The organism is Streptomyces sp. CB02980 (genome assembly GCF_014451325.2).
GTDB lineage: Bacteria > Actinomycetota > Actinomycetes > Streptomycetales > Streptomycetaceae > Streptomyces.
On sequence record NZ_JACSCH020000010.1, the window covers coordinates 231,098 to 246,020 of the forward strand.

14 protein-coding genes and 1 riboswitch are annotated in these 14,923 nt (G+C 72.7%); of the genes, 2 read left to right on the top strand and 12 right to left on the bottom strand.

The window, feature by feature from the left end; genetic code table 11:
• The first annotated feature begins 5 nt into the window (after positions 1–5).
• Complete coding sequence (locus E0F75_RS22200; protein ID WP_187624291.1) at positions 6–1,541, top strand: amino acid permease; 1,536 nt, start codon at positions 6–8, stop codon at positions 1,539–1,541.
• Between the two features lie 140 nt (positions 1,542–1,681).
• Here the strand turns inward: E0F75_RS22200 and E0F75_RS22205 are convergent, their stop codons facing one another.
• Positions 1,682–2,440, bottom strand: a complete 759-nt coding sequence (locus E0F75_RS22205) for a GntR family transcriptional regulator (protein ID WP_187624292.1) — start codon at positions 2,438–2,440, stop codon at positions 1,682–1,684.
• 184 nt (positions 2,441–2,624) lie between these two features.
• Between E0F75_RS22205 and E0F75_RS22210 the strand changes: the two genes are divergently transcribed.
• Positions 2,625–3,965 carry a DUF2252 domain-containing protein gene (locus tag E0F75_RS22210; protein ID WP_187624293.1) on the top strand — a complete coding sequence of 447 codons (1,341 nt, stop codon included), beginning with the start codon at positions 2,625–2,627 and terminating at the stop codon, positions 3,963–3,965.
• Positions 3,966–4,049: 84 nt separating this feature from the next.
• On the opposite strand, the gene E0F75_RS22215 is transcribed toward E0F75_RS22210, so the two are convergent.
• The 11 genes from E0F75_RS22215 to dhaK all read right to left on the bottom strand — a co-directional run bounded on the left by E0F75_RS22215 (position 4,050) and on the right by dhaK (position 14,152).
• A complete protein-coding gene (locus E0F75_RS22215; RefSeq protein ID WP_187624294.1) occupies positions 4,050–5,444 on the bottom strand; it encodes an NAD(P)/FAD-dependent oxidoreductase in 1,395 nt (464 codons plus the stop codon).
• 266 nt (positions 5,445–5,710) lie between these two features.
• Entirely contained in the window at positions 5,711–6,247 is a 537-nt protein-coding gene (locus tag E0F75_RS22220) for a PadR family transcriptional regulator (protein ID WP_187624295.1), read from the bottom strand.
• 32 nt (positions 6,248–6,279) lie between these two features.
• A complete protein-coding gene (locus tag E0F75_RS22225; RefSeq protein ID WP_187624296.1) occupies positions 6,280–8,295 on the bottom strand; it encodes an NADPH-dependent 2,4-dienoyl-CoA reductase in 2,016 nt (671 codons plus the stop codon).
• Positions 8,296–8,498: 203 nt separating this feature from the next.
• Complete coding sequence (locus tag E0F75_RS22230) at positions 8,499–9,356, bottom strand: energy-coupling factor ABC transporter ATP-binding protein (RefSeq protein WP_187624297.1); 858 nt, start codon at positions 9,354–9,356, stop codon at positions 8,499–8,501.
• Positions 9,353–10,102: a cobalt ECF transporter T component CbiQ gene (cbiQ, locus tag E0F75_RS22235; RefSeq protein ID WP_187624298.1), complete on the bottom strand. Its 750-nt coding sequence runs from the start codon at positions 10,100–10,102 to the stop codon at positions 9,353–9,355. The genes E0F75_RS22230 and cbiQ overlap by 4 nt, the downstream gene beginning before the upstream one ends.
• Before the next feature lie 6 nt (positions 10,103–10,108).
• Positions 10,109–10,519: an energy-coupling factor ABC transporter substrate-binding protein gene (locus E0F75_RS22240; protein WP_187624299.1), complete on the bottom strand. Its 411-nt coding sequence runs from the start codon at positions 10,517–10,519 to the stop codon at positions 10,109–10,111.
• On the bottom strand, positions 10,516–11,214 hold the full coding sequence (locus E0F75_RS22245; RefSeq protein ID WP_030319292.1) for an energy-coupling factor ABC transporter permease: 699 nt from the start codon (positions 11,212–11,214) through the stop codon (positions 10,516–10,518). Before E0F75_RS22245 ends, E0F75_RS22240 begins: the two co-directional genes overlap by 4 nt.
• Positions 11,215–11,242: 28 nt before the next feature.
• A riboswitch (cobalamin riboswitch) is annotated at positions 11,243–11,478 on the bottom strand.
• Between the two features lie 52 nt (positions 11,479–11,530).
• Complete coding sequence (locus E0F75_RS22250; protein ID WP_187624300.1) at positions 11,531–11,809, bottom strand: hypothetical protein; 279 nt, start codon at positions 11,807–11,809, stop codon at positions 11,531–11,533.
• A 197-nt stretch (positions 11,810–12,006) separates the two neighbouring features.
• A complete protein-coding gene (locus tag E0F75_RS22255; protein WP_229312786.1) occupies positions 12,007–12,498 on the bottom strand; it encodes a PTS-dependent dihydroxyacetone kinase phosphotransferase subunit DhaM in 492 nt (163 codons plus the stop codon).
• Positions 12,495–13,133, bottom strand: coding sequence for a dihydroxyacetone kinase subunit DhaL (dhaL, locus tag E0F75_RS22260; protein ID WP_187624301.1), 639 nt, complete (start codon positions 13,131–13,133; stop codon positions 12,495–12,497). Before dhaL ends, E0F75_RS22255 begins: the two co-directional genes overlap by 4 nt.
• 26 nt (positions 13,134–13,159) lie before the next feature.
• Positions 13,160–14,152, bottom strand: a complete 993-nt coding sequence (gene dhaK, locus E0F75_RS22265; protein WP_187624302.1) for a dihydroxyacetone kinase subunit DhaK — start codon at positions 14,150–14,152, stop codon at positions 13,160–13,162.
• Positions 14,153–14,923 lie beyond the last annotated feature (771 nt).

The following is a 14,923-nucleotide window of genomic DNA, read 5'->3' on the forward strand; positions in this document are numbered from 1 at the left end:
AACGCATGTCCCGCACCGCCCCCGACCCCACCGACGCGCTGCGCAAGCCACCCCCGGCCCAGGACGAGGAGGCGCGGCTGAGAGAGCTCGGCTACCAGCCCGTCCTCGCCCGCCGCATGGGCGGCTTCGGCAACTTCGCGATCAGCTTCTCGGTGATCTCCGTCCTCTCCGGATGCATGACCCTGTACGGCTTCGGCATGGGCACCGGCGGCCCCGCCGTCATGCTCTGGGGCTGGGTCGGTGTCGGTCTCTTCGTGCTGTGCGTGGGCCTCGCCCTCGCCGAGGTCACCAGCGCCTACCCGACCTCCGGCGCCCTCTACTACATGGCCGACCGGCTCGGCGGGCGCCGCTGGGGCTGGTACACCGGCTGGCTGAACCTCCTCGGTCTCCTCGGCGCCATCGCGGGCATCGACTACGGCGCCGCGCTCTTCACCGGCGCCTTCCTCAACCTCCAGTGGGGCTTCGAACCCACCGCGGGCTCCACCTTCCTGATCTTCCTCGCGATCCTGCTGCTCCACGCCGTCCTGAACCTCTTCGGCGTCCGCCTGGTCAGCGTGCTCAACTCGATCAGCGTCTGGTGGCACCTCGCGGGCGTGGCGATCATCGTCGGCGCCCTCGCGTTCATCCCCGACCGGCACCAGTCCGTCGACTTCGTGTTCACCGAGTTCGTCAACGACACCGGGTGGGCCAACCCCTTCTACGTCGCCGCGATCGGCCTGCTCCTGGCCCAGTACACGTTCTCCGGCTACGACGCCTCGGCCCACCTCTCGGAGGAGACCTCCAACGCCTCCGTCGCCGCATCCAAGGGCATCGTGCGGGCCATCTGGGTCTCCTGGCTCGCCGGATTCGCCCTGCTCGCCGGGCTGAGCTTCGCCATCCAGGACTACACCGCCACGCAGAACAGCGCCACGGGCGTCCCGCCCGCCCAGATCTTCCTGGACGCGCTCGGTTCCGGCGGCGCCACCGCCCTGCTCCTCGTCGTCATCGTCGCCCAGCTCTTCTGCGGCAACGCCGAGGTGGCCGCCGCCAGCCGCATGGTCTTCGCCTTCAGCCGTGACAACGCCCTGCCGGGCTCGGCGATCTGGCGCAAGGTCAGCGGCCGCACCCAGACCCCGGTGCCGGCCGTCTGGCTCGCCGTGGCCGTGGCCGCGGTGCTCGCCCTCCCCTCGCTGTACTCCGCCACCGCCTACGGCGCCGTCACCGCGATCAACGTCATCGGCATCACGCCCGCCTACGCCATCCCGATCTATCTGCGTCTGCGCGCCGGGAACCGGTTCACGCCCGGCCCGTGGAGCCTGGGCCGCTGGAGCAAGCCGATCGGCTGGACCGCCGTCGTCTGGGTGGCCTTCGTGACCGTGCTGTTCTGCCTGCCGCAGAAGTCCCCGGTGACGGTCGACACCATGAACTACGCCGTGATCGCGCTGGCCGTCGTGCTCGTCCTGGCCAGCGTCTGGTGGTACGTCGCCCGGCGCTCGTACGGCACTCCGACGGCGTACGGCAACGCCCGCGAGGAGGCGGAGATCTCGGAAGGCATCATCTGACGGAAGAGCCGGATCGACCGGAGCAGTCGGACCGGCCGGGGGAGTCGGAGCAGCCCAGGAGCCCGACGGCACCGGAGAGCCGGCTCCTGTGACGAGCGAGCCGGTTCCTGTCCCCGTACCGGACAGGAACCGGCCCGCCCTCAGGCGCTGAACTCGTACGTCCAGGCCGCCGACTGGGCCGAGAAGTCGATGTCCGTGATCTCCAGGGCGTGCCCGTGCTGGTCGCTCACCACCCGGTGGACGATCAGCCGGGCCGCGCCGCCGGCCGTCGTCGTGGCCGGACCCGGCACACCGACCGACTCCCGGTGGGTGACCCGCAGCCCCGCCTGGTGCATCCAGTGGTAGAGCAGCCGCAGATCGGGCTGTTGGCGCCAGTCCCGCCCCCGCCGGTAGCGCGCGAGCTGCGGGATCTCGGTGAGCGCGGGCCGTGAGAACCACGACACCGCCCGCTGGAGCGCCGCTCCCTGCGGCCCGAGCACCACGTGCCGGTGGACGAGCGTCGGCTCGCCCGGCGTGAGCAGGAGCCGCGCCGTCAGCGGCGTGGGCGGCGGCTCCCAGGTGAGCGAGGCCCGCACCAGCGCCTCGGCCGCGCGCGGACCGCCCGGAAAGGTCGGCCGGCGGGCCGTCAGGGCTGGGGCGACGGGCTCGCTCCCGCCCTCGGCTCCGGAGGCGGCGAAGGTGCCGCGCCGGTCGGTCACCACGAGCCGTTCGTCCCGCAGGAGTTGGAGCGCGCTGCGTACCGTCTGACGGTTGACGTGGTAGCGCTGGGACAGGGATCGTTCCGAAGGGAGCCTGCTGCCGGGGGAGATGCGGCGGTGGGCGAGGTCCTCGCGCAGCGCGGCGGCGACCCGGAGATAGAGCGGCGCGTCTGCCGCCGCCTCGGATTCGGGCTCGGCCATGATCAAACCCTCTCTTCGCTCAGCGTGACCGCATGGGTCGTGCGGGTGACCAATTCCTATCATTGGTCTAAACCATTTTGCCAGGGCTGTCCGGCAGAGTGGCCGAAACGAGCGAGTCACCATGTAATGAGGTAGCAGGTGACGGGGACGAGACCGTGACCGCGGACGAGGCGGGTGAGGCCGGATGACGACACCGTCAGAGCGTGCCGAACGGGGCAGGGCGGCCCGCAAGCACGTCCCACGCTCCTCCCACGGCCGCTGGATACCCAGCTCCCAGCGCCCCGACCCCATCGGCGTGCTCGAACGCCAGGCCGAGGACCGGCTGCCCGACCTCGTTCCCCTCCGGTACGGCCGGATGGCGGCCTCCCCCTTCGCCTTCCTCCGCGGCGCCGCCGCCGTCATGGCCGCCGACCTCGCCGCCCAGCGCCACACCGGACTCACCGTCCAGCTCTGCGGCGACGCCCACCTCCTCAACTTCGGGGTCTACGCCTCACCCGAACGGACGCTCCTCTTCGATGTGAACGACTTCGACGAGACGCTTCCGGGACCCTTCGAATGGGACGTGAAGAGGCTCGCCGCCAGCATCACCGTCGCCGCCCTCCAGAACGGCAGCAGCAGGGCCAAGGCCCGCCGCGCGGCCCTCGTCGCCGTGGAGTCGTACCGGACCACCATGCGCCGGCTCGCCGACCTCGGGGAGCTCACCGTCTGGTACGAGCGGATCGCCGCCGACGACCTCGTCCCCCTGGTGCGCCGCGACGAACGCGCCCGATTCGAGAACAGGCTCGCCCGCGCCCGCCGGCGCACCAGCCTCCACGCGCTCGCCAAGCTCACCGAGACCGACGCGACCGGGAAGCGGCACTTCGTCGACGACCCGCCGCTGCTCGAACGGACCACGGACATCGACCGGGTCACCCTCGGCAAGATCTACCACGACTACCGCAGCTCGCTCTCCGAGGAACGGCGGGTGCTCCTCGACCGCTACCGCTTCCTCGAAGCCGCCCGCAAGGTCGTCGGGGTCGGCAGCGTCGGCACCCGCTGCTTCGTCCTCCTCCTCGAAGGCCGGGACGACGGCGACCCGCTCATCCTCCAGATCAAGGAGGCCGTCGGCTCGGTCCTCGAGCCGTACCTGGAGCCGAGCGCCTACGCCCACCAGGGGCGCCGCGTCGTCTACGGACAGCGCCTCACCCAGGCCGCCAGCGACATCTTCCTCGGCTGGATGACCGGACCCGAGAAGCGCCACTTCTACTGGCGCCAGCTGCGCGACATGAAGGGCTCCGCCGAGGTGGAGACCATGTCCGCCACCATGCTGCGGGACTACGCGAGGCTCTGCGGGCGCGCCCTGGCCCGCGCCCACGCCCGCTCCGGCGACCGGATCGCGATCGCGGCGTACCTCGGCGGCTCGGACGTCTTCGACCGCGCCGTCGCCGACTTCGCGCTCGCCTACGCGGGCCAGAACGCCGACGACTACGCGGCACTCGGCGGGGCCATCGCCGCGGGCGTGGTGGTGGCGGCGCCCGGGGCCTGAGGAGGGGCGTGCCGAAGCGGCCCCGCCACCCTCCGGTGGCCGGGCCGGGCCCCACGGCCGCGGCCCGGCCCCGGGAGACACTCCCTACGCGTCGCGGCGCAGGGGCGGCCCCGACGGCGTCTCGCCGGGCGGTCCGAAGAGCACGGCCCGCGCCACCGAGGGGGCGAAGAGGCTCGTCAGCGGGGCGGTCAGGGTGATCGTCGCACGGAACGACGCCCCCACGGCCGGATTGCCCGCGGACCGCTCCACCACCCGGCCCAGGTACCAGCCGACGACCCGGTCCATCGGGCCCGGCCGGGCCGCGTCACCGGTCGCGCCCGGCATCTTCTTGTCGGCGCCCGCCGAGATGTCCCAGGCCTGCCGGGAGGCGTCGAGCAGCGCCCGCTGCACGGTACGCGTGGTCGGGGTGCGCTTCGGCTCGGCGAGCGCCTTGCGCAGCGCGACCGCGCTGAGCGCGGCCACCGCCATGCCCTGCCCGTAGATGGGATTGAACGCGCAGAGCGCGTCGCCGATCGCGAGGAAGCCGGCCGGGCGGCGGCCCGGACGGTCGTACCGGCGCCGGATGTTGGCGGTCTTCCGGAAGCCGTACACCGGAGAGACCGGCTCGGCCCGCGTCAGCCAGTCGCTGATCACCGGATGCGGAAGCCGCTTCGCGTACTCCTCGAACGCGCCCTCCTCGGTGGGCGGTTCGTCGCCGCGCAACCCCGAGAGGGTCACCAGGTGGTGCCCGTCGCCGAGGGGCAGCACGACGCCGCCGTACACCTGGGCGGGGTTGGGCACGATGTAGTAGCCCGTCGCGTCGGTGTCCGAGTCCTCGGCCGGGGCGGCGCGGTACACCCGGGTGCCGTACGCGAGCCCCGTGTCCAGGGTCTCCTCGTGCGGGGCCTCCGCGCCGATCCCCGCCAGCCAGTCGGCGGCCTTCGTGGAGCGCCCGGAGGCGTCCACCACCAGATCGGCGGCCAGGGTGCGGGGCTCCTTGTCGGCCCCCGCACCCCGCTCACGCAGCCGTACGCCCCTGACCCGCGAGGAGTCGCCGGTCAGGCCCACGGTCTCGGTGCCCTCGATCAGCTCGATGCGCGGATCGGCGAGGACCCGCTGCCGCACCAGCCATTCCAGCTGGGGACGCGGGCCGGTGTAGTGGTGGGTGGTGGCGGTGGTGCGGCGGAACCACTTGCCGTTCTGCCACTGGATCATGTCGGCGGGGGCGCCCACCGTGGGCGCCCCGAGCGCGGTCAACTCGTCCGTGAATCCCGGGAGCAGTTCGTCGAGCGCGCGCTGCCCACCCGCGATCAGGACGTGCAGGTGCCTGCCCTGCGGGACGCCCGCCCGCGCCTCCGGGCCCTCGGGCAGCCGGTCGCGCTCGACGACCGTCACCCGCTCCGCGTGCTCGGCCAGCACCCGGGCGGCAAGCAGCCCAGCGAGACTTCCCCCGATGACCACCGCGTGACGTGTCGCGCGATGCCCCAAGTCGTCGGCCATACCCGCCCTTTCGTGTCGTGGAACTCGAACCTCCCAGTATCCACACCACCACGGACCGCGTCGCCCCGAGGTCGCGAGGATCGGCCACCTGGCAGGCGAACGGGCGTACGGGCCCACGGGGTTCAGGTAGCCCGCCGGGAGGTCCCCGACGGCGCCGGCCCACGGAGTCCCCCGCGCGGCGCCAGGCGTCGCGAGCCCGGCCTGATCGGCAGGACACCCCTGGGCACAGTGGCCCGCGCGGGTCCGGAGAGGGCACGCCCGGGACGTCACTCCGTCCCGAGCTCCGCCAGCGCCCCCGTCAGCCACTCCACCCAGAAGCGCTCCATCTCGATCCCGCCCCGCAGGACGAGATGGCGCAGCCGGTCGGGCTCCGAGTGGCGGCGTTCGCTCGGGAAGTCGCGGGTCTCGATCGCGAGGTACTCGTCCAACTGCTCCTGGTGCAGCGCGAGATGGCGGGTGAGCTCGGCGCGCAGGCCCGACGCCCCCACCACCGCGGCCGCCCGCATCCGGAGCAGCAGGGCGGCCCGCATGGGCTTCGGGTCCTCGGACCTCGCCACCCAGGTGCCGAGCTCCTCGCGGCCCGCGGGCAGCACCTCGTACTCCTTGCGCTGTCCCCGTACCGGCACCGGGGCGGGCAGGGCACGGATGTGCCCCGCCTGCTCCAGCCTGCCCAGCTCGCGGTAGATCTGCTGGTGCGTGGCCGACCAGAAGTAGCCGATCGACTTGTCGAAGCGGCGCGTCAGTTCGAGGCCGGAGGACGGCTTCTCGAGCAGCGCGGTGAGGATCGCGTGCGGGAGGGACATGAACGCATCCTAGGAGTGGCCGGCCACGGTGATCACAGGGTGGCCGCGAGGCGGGTGCCCTGGTCGATGGCGCGCTTGGCGTCCAGCTCGGCGGCCACGTCGGCGCCGCCGATCAGGTGCGCCACGCGGCCCGCCGCGACCAGCTCCGCGTACAGCTCGCGGCGCGGCTCCTGGCCCGCGCAGAGCACGACGGTGTCGACGGGCAGGAGCTGCTGCTCGCCGCCGATCGTGACGTGCAGGCCCTCGTCGTCGATCCGGTCGTACGAGACGCCCGCGACCATCGCGACGCCCCGGTGCTTGAGCTCGGTGCGGTGGATCCACCCCGTGGTCTTGCCGAGGCCGGCGCCGACCTTGGACTCCTTGCGCTGGAGCAGGTGCACCTGGCGCGGCGGCGCGCCGCGCTCGGGGGCGCGCAGCCCGCCCCGGTTCTCGTACGACGTGTCGACACCCCACTGGCGGAAGTACGTCTCGGGGTCCTGGCTCGCGCCCTCCCCGCCGTCCGTCAGGAACTCCGCGACGTCGAAGCCGATGCCGCCGGCGCCGATGATCGCGACCCGCTCGCCGACGGGCGCGCCGTCCCGCAGCACGTCCAGGTAGCTGAGGACGCTCGGGTGGTCCACGCCCGCGATGCCGGGGGTGCGGGGGGAGACACCGGTGGCGACGACGACCTCGTCGAACTCGTCCAGGTCACCGGCCGAGACCCGGGTGTCGAGGCGCACGTCGACCCCGCGCTCGGCGAGCTGGACGCGGAAGTAGCGCAGCGTCTCGTCGAACTCCTCCTTGCCGGGCACCTTCTTGGCGATGTTCAGCTGACCGCCGATCTCGGCGGCCGCGTCGAACAGCGTCACGGAGTGGCCGCGCTCGGCCGCCGACACCGCGCAGGAGAGGCCGGCCGGGCCCGCGCCGACGACGGCGATCCGCTTGGCGCGGCGGGTGGGGGAGAGGACCAGCTCGGTCTCGTGGCACGCGCGCGGGTTGACCAGGCAGGAGGAGGTCTTCAGGTTGAAGGTGTGGTCCAGGCAGGCCTGGTTGCAGCCGATGCAGGTGTTGATCGTGTCGGCGCGGTCGGCCGTGGCCTTGGCGACGAACTCCGGGTCGGCGAGGAAGGGGCGGGCCAGCGAGACCAGGTCGGCGCGGCCGTCGGCGAGGATCTCCTCGGCGACCTCGGGGGTGTTGATGCGGTTGCTGGTGACGAGCGGCACGGAGACCGCGCCCATCAGCTTCTTCGTCACCCAGGTGTAGGCGCCGCGCGGCACGGAGGTGGCGATGGTGGGGATGCGCGCCTCGTGCCAGCCGATACCGGTGTTGATGATGGTGGCGCCGGCGGCCTCGATCTCCTTGGCGAGCCGGACGACCTCCTCCAGGGTGGAGCCGCCGGGCACGAGGTCCAGCATGGAGAGGCGGTAGACGAGGATGAAGTCCGTGCCGACGCGCTCGCGGATCCGGCGGACGATCTCCAGCGGGAAGCGGACGCGGTTCTCGTAGGAGCCGCCCCAGCGGTCGGTGCGCTGGTTGGTCGCGGCGGCGATGAACTCGTTGATGAGGTAGCCCTCGGAGCCCATCACCTCGACGCCGTCGTACCCGGCCTCCTTGGCGAGCTCGGCGCAGCGGGCGTAGTCCTCGACGGTCTGCTCGACCTCGGCGTCCGTCAGCTCGTTCGGTACGAAGGGGCTGATGGGGGCCTTGAGGGCGCTGGGCGCGACGAGCGCGGGGTGGTACGCGTACCGGCCGAAGTGCAGGATCTGCATCGCGATCCGGCCGCCTTCGGCGTGCACGGCGTCGGTGATCAGCCGGTGTTCGGCGACCTCGTCGGCGGTGGTGAGCTTGGCGCCGCCGTCCCAGGGACGGCCGGCGTCGTTGGGCGCGATGCCACCGGTGACGATGAGGCCCACGCCACCGCGGGCCCGCTCGGCGTAGAAGGCGGCCATGCGCTCGAAGCCGTGCTCGGCCTCCTCGAGGCCGACGTGCATCGACCCCATGATCACCCGGTTGGGCAGGGTGGTGAACCCGAGGTCGAGCGGGCTCAGCAGGTGCGGGTACGGGGTCATGCGGGCGCCTCCTTGCGCAGGATCGTCGCCTTCAGTTCTAGGGGACCCCCTCGCTTTGTGCAACTAGTTGCAGAAGATTCGGGACGTGATGTCTACTACTCGGTAACCCATCGGGGCGCAGGGGGGTGGCGGCCGCCGCGCCACTCGGCGGGGACGCCGCTCCGAGCCACTGCGGTACGCAGGGGAGTCGCCGCTGCTCCGAGCTACTCGGTACGCAGGGGAGCCGCCGCCCCGAGCCACGCGTCCAGCTCCTCCGGGGTCCGCGGCTCGGCCGCCCCCGCCGCGAGCAGGCCGTGGGTGCGGAGCAGCCGGGCCACCGCCGTACCCCAGGGGCGGCGCAGCCGGGCCTCGTCGAGCAGTGCGTCGTCCGCGAGGAGCTCCGCGACGGGGCCGGTCCGCAGTCCCGACGGGGCGAGCACCGCCGCCTCGTCCGCCCAGCGCAACGCCAGATCCACGTCGTGCGTGGCCATCAGCACCGTCGTGCCGGCCTCCCGCAGCCGCTGGAGCGCGTCGAGCAGCCGCTCCTGCCCGTGCGGATCGAGACCGGCCGTCGGCTCGTCCATGATCAGGACCCGGGGCCGCATCGCCACGGCGCCCGCGATCGCCGCCCGCTTGCGCTGCCCGTACGACAGCAGATGCGTCGGCCGGTCGGCGAGCGCCGTGATGTCCAGCGCCTCCAGGGCCTCGCCGACCCGTCGATGCACCTCCTCCTCGGGCAGTCCCAGGTTCATCGGACCGAACGACACGTCCTGCCCCACCGACGCGGCGAACAGCTGGTCGTCGGGATCCTGCACCACCAGCTGCACGGTCGTCCGCAGCCGGGTCAGCCCCTTCCGGTCGTACGCCACCTCCGTACCGTCCAGGCGCAGCGACCCGCTCACGCAGCGCAGTCCCCCGCTGAGCAGGCGCAGCAGCGTCGTCTTGCCGCTGCCGTTGCGCCCGAGCAGCGCGACCGCCCTCCCCTCCGCGACGGCGAAGTCCACGCCGGACAGGACCGGGGGTCCGTCCTCGTAGGCGAAGCCGGCTTGCACCAGTTCCACGACAGGGGTCGGAGACGTCACGGAAGGAGCCTTTCCAGTACGAGGGTGAGGGCGACGAGTCCGGCGAGCAGCACGCCCGTCGCGGCGAGGAACGGGCGGGAGAGCGCACCCGCGGGCACCAGGACCCGCAGCGTCCCGTCGTACCCGCGCCCGGCGAGCCCCGACTGGAGGCGCTGCGCCCGGTCGAAGGCCCGTACGAACGTGGTCGCACCGAGGCCCGCGAGAGAACGCCAGGTCGCGGCCCGCGTGGTGTGTCCGAGCCGGGCCGCCTGCGCCTGCCGGATCTTGGACATCGCGTCGAGCAGCAGGAAGATGATCCGGTACATCACCAGCGCCACGTCCACCACCGGCGCCGGCACCCCCGCCCGTACCAGCCGGGGCAGGACGTCGGACACCGGCGTCGTGAACGCGAAGAGCAGCACCCCGAGCGAGGCCGAAGCGGTCCGCAGCAGCAACTCGCCCGCGTGCGTCGGACCGTCCGGCGCGAGGGCCACGAGCCCCCGTGCGCCGCCGACCTCGAAGAGCAGCGGAATCGCGCCCGTGACACAGAACCCGAGCGGGATGCGGAACGCCCGCCACAGGGCCCGGCCCGGCACACCGGCCGGACCGAGCAGCACCGTGAGCGTGGCCGCCGCGACGAGGACCGCGCCCGGCCACGGCGGCAGACCGACCGCGCAGAGGGTGAGACCGAAGCCGAGAAGCGCCTTCTCTGCGGGATGGCGGCGGCGCCAGCGACTGCTGTGCGCAGCCGCGTCGATCGGCAGCATCGACGGCTACGCGCCCGGCCCGCCGGCGGACCCGCCGCCGGAGCCGCCCTCGTTGTCCGCGGTCGCGTTCGCGGCATCGGCATCGGTATCGGTATCGGCCGCCCCGGCCTCCTCGGCCCGCGCCGCCCCCTGTCGGCGGCCGCGCCGCAGACCGAAGTAGTACGCCAGGACACCGGCGCCGAGGGCGGCCTGAAGGGCGAACAGCGCCGACTCGATCTCCCCCGACGGCGGTTCGTAGAGCGGGCTGAACCACGGCTCGTAGTCCGGCTGGAGTTCCGTGATCGCGGTCTCGGCCTCCGCGTCGGCCCCCGTGAAGGGCTCCTCCTTGTGGTCCCCGAGTCCCAGCGCGAGCGGCAGCACCGCGAGCGCCGCGACGACGAGCAGCAGCAGGGCGTTGATCTTCGTGTTCCGGTTCATCGCGCGGTCGCCTCCTCGCGTCGCTCCGACGTGCGTCCGGCGAGGACGCCGAGCCGGATCAGGTCGCCCTTGCTGGACTGGGTGAGCAGGCGCATCACGAGCACGGTGAGCAGGCCCTCGCTGACCGCGAGCGGAATCTGCGTGACGGCGAAGATCCCGCCGAACTTGGCGAGTGCGCCGGGGATGCCGCTGCCCGGGTCGGGGAAGGCGAGCGCCAGCTGGACGCTGGTCACGCAGTACGTGGACAGGTCGGCGACGAACGCGCCGAAGAAGACGGCCACCATCAGCGGAGCGCCGAACCGGCGCAGCAGGACGTAGGCCCCGTATCCGGCCCAGGGTCCGACGATCGCCATCGAGAAGACGTTCGCGCCCAGCGTGGTGAGCCCGCCGTGGGCGAGCAGCAGGGCCTGGAAGAGCAGGGTGATCGTCCCCAGGACCGCCATGATCGGCGGCCGGAACAGGATGGCGCCCAGGCCCGTGCCGGTCGGATGCGAGCAGCTGCCGGTGACTGAGGGCAACTTGAGTGCCGACAGGACGAACGTGAAGGCGCCGGCGGCGCCGAGCAACAGGGTGGACTCAGGATTCGACCGCACCTCGCGGGTCAGCGCGCGGACCCCGTGGACGACGAACGGCGCGGACGCGACGCCCCAGGCGGCCGCGTGCACAGGGGGCAGATACCCCTCGGCTATATGCATGGTTGGGAGACCCTCTCCAGCACCTCGTGGATGGACAACGCACCCTGGCCGGTCTCCTGGCTGACGGTCATTCCGCCCGACTCCGCCTTCCCACACCACGACGGTCTCCCGACGTGGTCCAGTGGCTTCCCCGTGGGTGTTCCCCGCGGGGGTGGAGCCGGACCTCCCGATCACAGTGGCGAGGGCCGCACCGGTACCGCACCGGTTTCCCGTACACCAAGGCCCTGCGACATTAGTGCGTTGACCAGGTACATCACAATGTGGGTGCTTGCCGGGTCCCGTGGGCGGCGCCGTGGATCTCCCGGATTTCCGCCGCCTAGCCGTTCCTGCCGCTGCGCACGAGGGCCGCGATGGCACCCGGCGCCACGACGACCGCCGCCGCGAGCGCCGCGAGCAGCATGGGGTCCGGGCCGTCGTAGCCGGCCGACACCTCCGCGTTGGCGCCGAACAGGGCCGCGCCCACCACCAGAAGGAGCGACACACCGAGTACGCCCCTCGCCCATGCCTTGCGGGCGGACGGGGTGCGCAGGGGCACCAGGGCGATCAGGAACCAGACGAGCGCGAGAATCAGTACAGCGGACAGACCGCCGAACATTGCCCCTCCTCCATCACCTGGCCGGGCCAGGTGGAACACGGGTGATAGCCGGCTCCCGGAGAGGCCCGCCGCGCAGCCGGATCGCGGTTGCGATCTCCCAGGGTAGGTCGCACCCGTGCCGCCTCAGCGGCTGAGTTCCGGCCAAACAGCGCCTGAGACTCAGCCGCTTGAGGCTGGATCACCGTCTTCCCGCGACCTCACTCCTTGCGGTAGGCGTACGCCTCCGACGCGGCCGCCGCCACGGCGTCGAGGTCCCCGCCCGCGCTCGCCGTGACCAGGGCGGCGACCGAGCCCTCGACGAACGGCGCGTCCACGAGCCGGGAGCCCGCGGGCAGGTCGTCGCCCTCGGCGAGGAGGGCCTTCACGGTGAGCACCGCGCTCCCCAGATCGACGAGGATCGCCACACCGGCGCCCCGGTCGACGGCCTTCGCCGCCTCGGAGATCAGCTCGGAACTCGTCCCGAGACCACCGTCGGGGGTGCCGCCGGCCGGGAGGATCGGGGCGAGGTCACCGCCACCGGCGAGCCCCCGGGCCAGCTCGGCCACGGCGGTCGCGACGGCGGCGCTGTGCGAGACGAGCACGATGCCGACGGAACCGAACCCGGACCCGGACCCGGAACCGAAATTGGAACCGGAACCGGCCGCGCCGGGGTCGACCGCGCCCGAGCCGGTCCCGCTCCCGGTGCTCATGACGCCTCCTCGGTGCCCGACGAGGTCTCCGTCCGGGCGATCTGGTCGAGCGCGGCGAACAGCAGCGCCGAGGACGTGGCCCCCGGATCCTGGTGCCCCACCGACCGCTCGCCCAGATAGCTGGCCCTGCCCTTGCGCGCCCGCAGGGGTACGGTCGCGAGGGCACCCTCCTCGGCCGCCGCGCGGGCCGCGCCGAACGAGTCCCGCAGCCCCTCCACGGCCGGCACGAGCGCGTCGAGCATCGTCTTGTCACCCACCTGCGCTCCGCCCAGCTGGGACACGGCGGCCACGCCGGAGCCGAGCGCCTCCGCCAACTGCTCGCGGGTGACGCGCTCGTCGTCGCCGAGCGTCTTGCCGGTACGGCGAAGCAGCGTGCCGTACAGCGGCCCCGAAGCGCCGCCCACGGTGGAGATCAGCTGCCGCCCGGCGGCGGTGAGCACCGCGCCCGGCGTCGCGGGCGGGTCCTTGGCCAGGGTCCCGGTCACGGCGGCGAAGCCGCGCCTGAGGTTGGCGCCGTGGTCGGCGTCGCCGATGGCCGAGTCGAGCTCGGTGAGCCGGTCGGCCTCGCGGTCGACGGCCTCGGCCACGGCGGCCAGCCAGCGCACGAGGAACTCGGCGTCGAAGGTCTGCGTCATGTCGGTCCCCTCTTCCCTCGCTCGTCTCACCGGCCCCAGCGCAGCGCGGGCGTCTCCACGGGCGCGTCCCAGAGGCGCAGGAGCTCCTCGTCCACCTCGCACAGGGTCACCGAGCAGCCGGCCATGTCGAGCGAGGTCACATAGTTCCCGACGAGGGTCCGGGCCACCGGCACACCCCGCTCGCCCAGGACGCGCTGCACCTCGGCGTTGAACCCGTACAGCTCGAGGAGCGGGGTGGCGCCCATCCCGTTCACCAGGGCGATGACGGGCCCGGAGGGGCCGAGGTCCTCGACGACGGCGTCGACGGCGAAGTCCGCGATCTCGCGGGAGGTCATCATCGGACGCCGCTCGCGGCCCGGTTCGCCGTGGATGCCGATGCCCAACTCCAGCTCGCCCTCGGGGAGGTCGAAGGTGGGGCTGCCCTTGGCGGGCGTCGTGCACGCGCTCAGGGCGACGCCGAAGGAACGGCAGCGCTCGTTGACCCGGCGGGCGATCGACTCCACGCGCTCCAGGGGTGCGCCCTCCTCGGCGGCGGCGCCCGCGATCTTCTCCACGAAGAGCGTGCCGCCGGTCCCGCGCCGGCCGGCCGTGTAGAGACTGTCCATGACGGCGACGTCGTCGTCGACCAGGACCCTGGCGACCTGGATGCCCTCGTCCTCGGCGAGCTCCGCCGCCATCTCGAAGTTCAGCACGTCACCGGTGTAGTTCTTGACGACGAACAACACGCCGGCGCCGCTGTCGACGGCGGCCGCGGCCCGCACGATCTGATCGGGCACCGGGGAGGTGAACACCTCCCCGGGACAGGCGGCCGCCAGCATCCCGGGCCCCACGAACCCCCCGTGCAACGGCTCGTGCCCGGAACCGCCGCCGGACACCAGCGCGACCTTCCCGGCCACGGGCGCGTCCCGCCGCACCACGACCCGCCGCTCCACGTCGACGGTGAGTTCCGGGTGAGCGGCGGCCATCCCGCGCAGCGCGTCGGCGACGACGGTCTCGGGGACGTTGATGAGCATCCTCACAGATACCTCCTGGTGCAATGAGCAGGCATGTGGCTGAGCGGGATTTTCGCAGGTAGGAAGGGATGAGACACGTTGTTGATCTCGGCGGTTCACGGCGGTCGGAAGCGGTATCGCGCGGCGCCGATGCCGACCTGTTGCCGACCGTCCTGACTGGCCATCAGGAAGAGCGTGCGATAGGTGCTCTCTGCATCAGTGCATGATGGCGCAATTATCGGTGCAGGGGTGCGGTCGTGCAGCGGTGTTCGGCGGTAGGAAGCGGCCGATTCCGCGGTGGCCGGCTCTGTGGGGTGCGCGGCGGCGGCGGCGACCGACTGGACGACAGGCGGGCCGTGTGACGTGCATGCTCGCATGCGGAACACGGCCGAGCGCGGGGAGTACGGGGTTATCGGTCGAGGGCCTCCCCGGTGCGTCGAGCTCGGCGAGCGTCGCGACCTCGTGCACTGGGACACGGTGGTTGCGATGGAACCAGCCGATCTGCCCCTCGACCCCGCCCTTCTCGGGCGCCGCGGACTCCTGGCTGCACCGCCCACATCGACGAGCAGACGGGTACGGAAACCCCGCCGGGCGGCCCCGGCGGGGTTTCCGTTGCGTTCTGCTCTACAGAGGCCGGGCGCCTCGATCGACCGAGAGTTGTCCGCGTTCGAGCAGTCGGTCGACCGTGCGCACCGTGCCGGGCGCGTAGTGGCGCACCTGAGGAAGGCGGTGGAGGGGCTCACCCGCGGAAGACGACCGGCAGGTCTGCCTCGTTCCTGTCGATCTCGTCTCGTGCCA

Bases quoted from the DNA above. Each gene is read 5' to 3' on its own strand.
- E0F75_RS22200 (WP_187624291.1), top strand. From the start codon at position 6: ATGTCCCGCACCGCCCCCGACCCCACCGACGCGCTGCGCAAGCCACCC.
- E0F75_RS22205 (WP_187624292.1), bottom strand. From the start codon at position 2,440: ATGGCCGAGCCCGAATCCGAGGCGGCGGCAGACGCGCCGCTCTATCTC.
- E0F75_RS22210 (WP_187624293.1), top strand. From the start codon at position 2,625: ATGACGACACCGTCAGAGCGTGCCGAACGGGGCAGGGCGGCCCGCAAG.
- E0F75_RS22215 (WP_187624294.1), bottom strand. From the start codon at position 5,444: ATGGCCGACGACTTGGGGCATCGCGCGACACGTCACGCGGTGGTCATC.
- E0F75_RS22220 (WP_187624295.1), bottom strand. From the start codon at position 6,247: ATGTCCCTCCCGCACGCGATCCTCACCGCGCTGCTCGAGAAGCCGTCC.
- E0F75_RS22225 (WP_187624296.1), bottom strand. From the start codon at position 8,295: ATGACCCCGTACCCGCACCTGCTGAGCCCGCTCGACCTCGGGTTCACC.
- cbiQ (WP_187624298.1), bottom strand. From the start codon at position 10,102: ATGCTGCCGATCGACGCGGCTGCGCACAGCAGTCGCTGGCGCCGCCGC.
- E0F75_RS22240 (WP_187624299.1), bottom strand. From the start codon at position 10,519: ATGAACCGGAACACGAAGATCAACGCCCTGCTGCTGCTCGTCGTCGCG.
- E0F75_RS22245 (WP_030319292.1), bottom strand. From the start codon at position 11,214: ATGCATATAGCCGAGGGGTATCTGCCCCCTGTGCACGCGGCCGCCTGG.
- E0F75_RS22250 (WP_187624300.1), bottom strand. From the start codon at position 11,809: ATGTTCGGCGGTCTGTCCGCTGTACTGATTCTCGCGCTCGTCTGGTTC.
- E0F75_RS22255 (WP_229312786.1), bottom strand. From the start codon at position 12,498: ATGAGCACCGGGAGCGGGACCGGCTCGGGCGCGGTCGACCCCGGCGCG.
- dhaL (WP_187624301.1), bottom strand. From the start codon at position 13,133: ATGACGCAGACCTTCGACGCCGAGTTCCTCGTGCGCTGGCTGGCCGCC.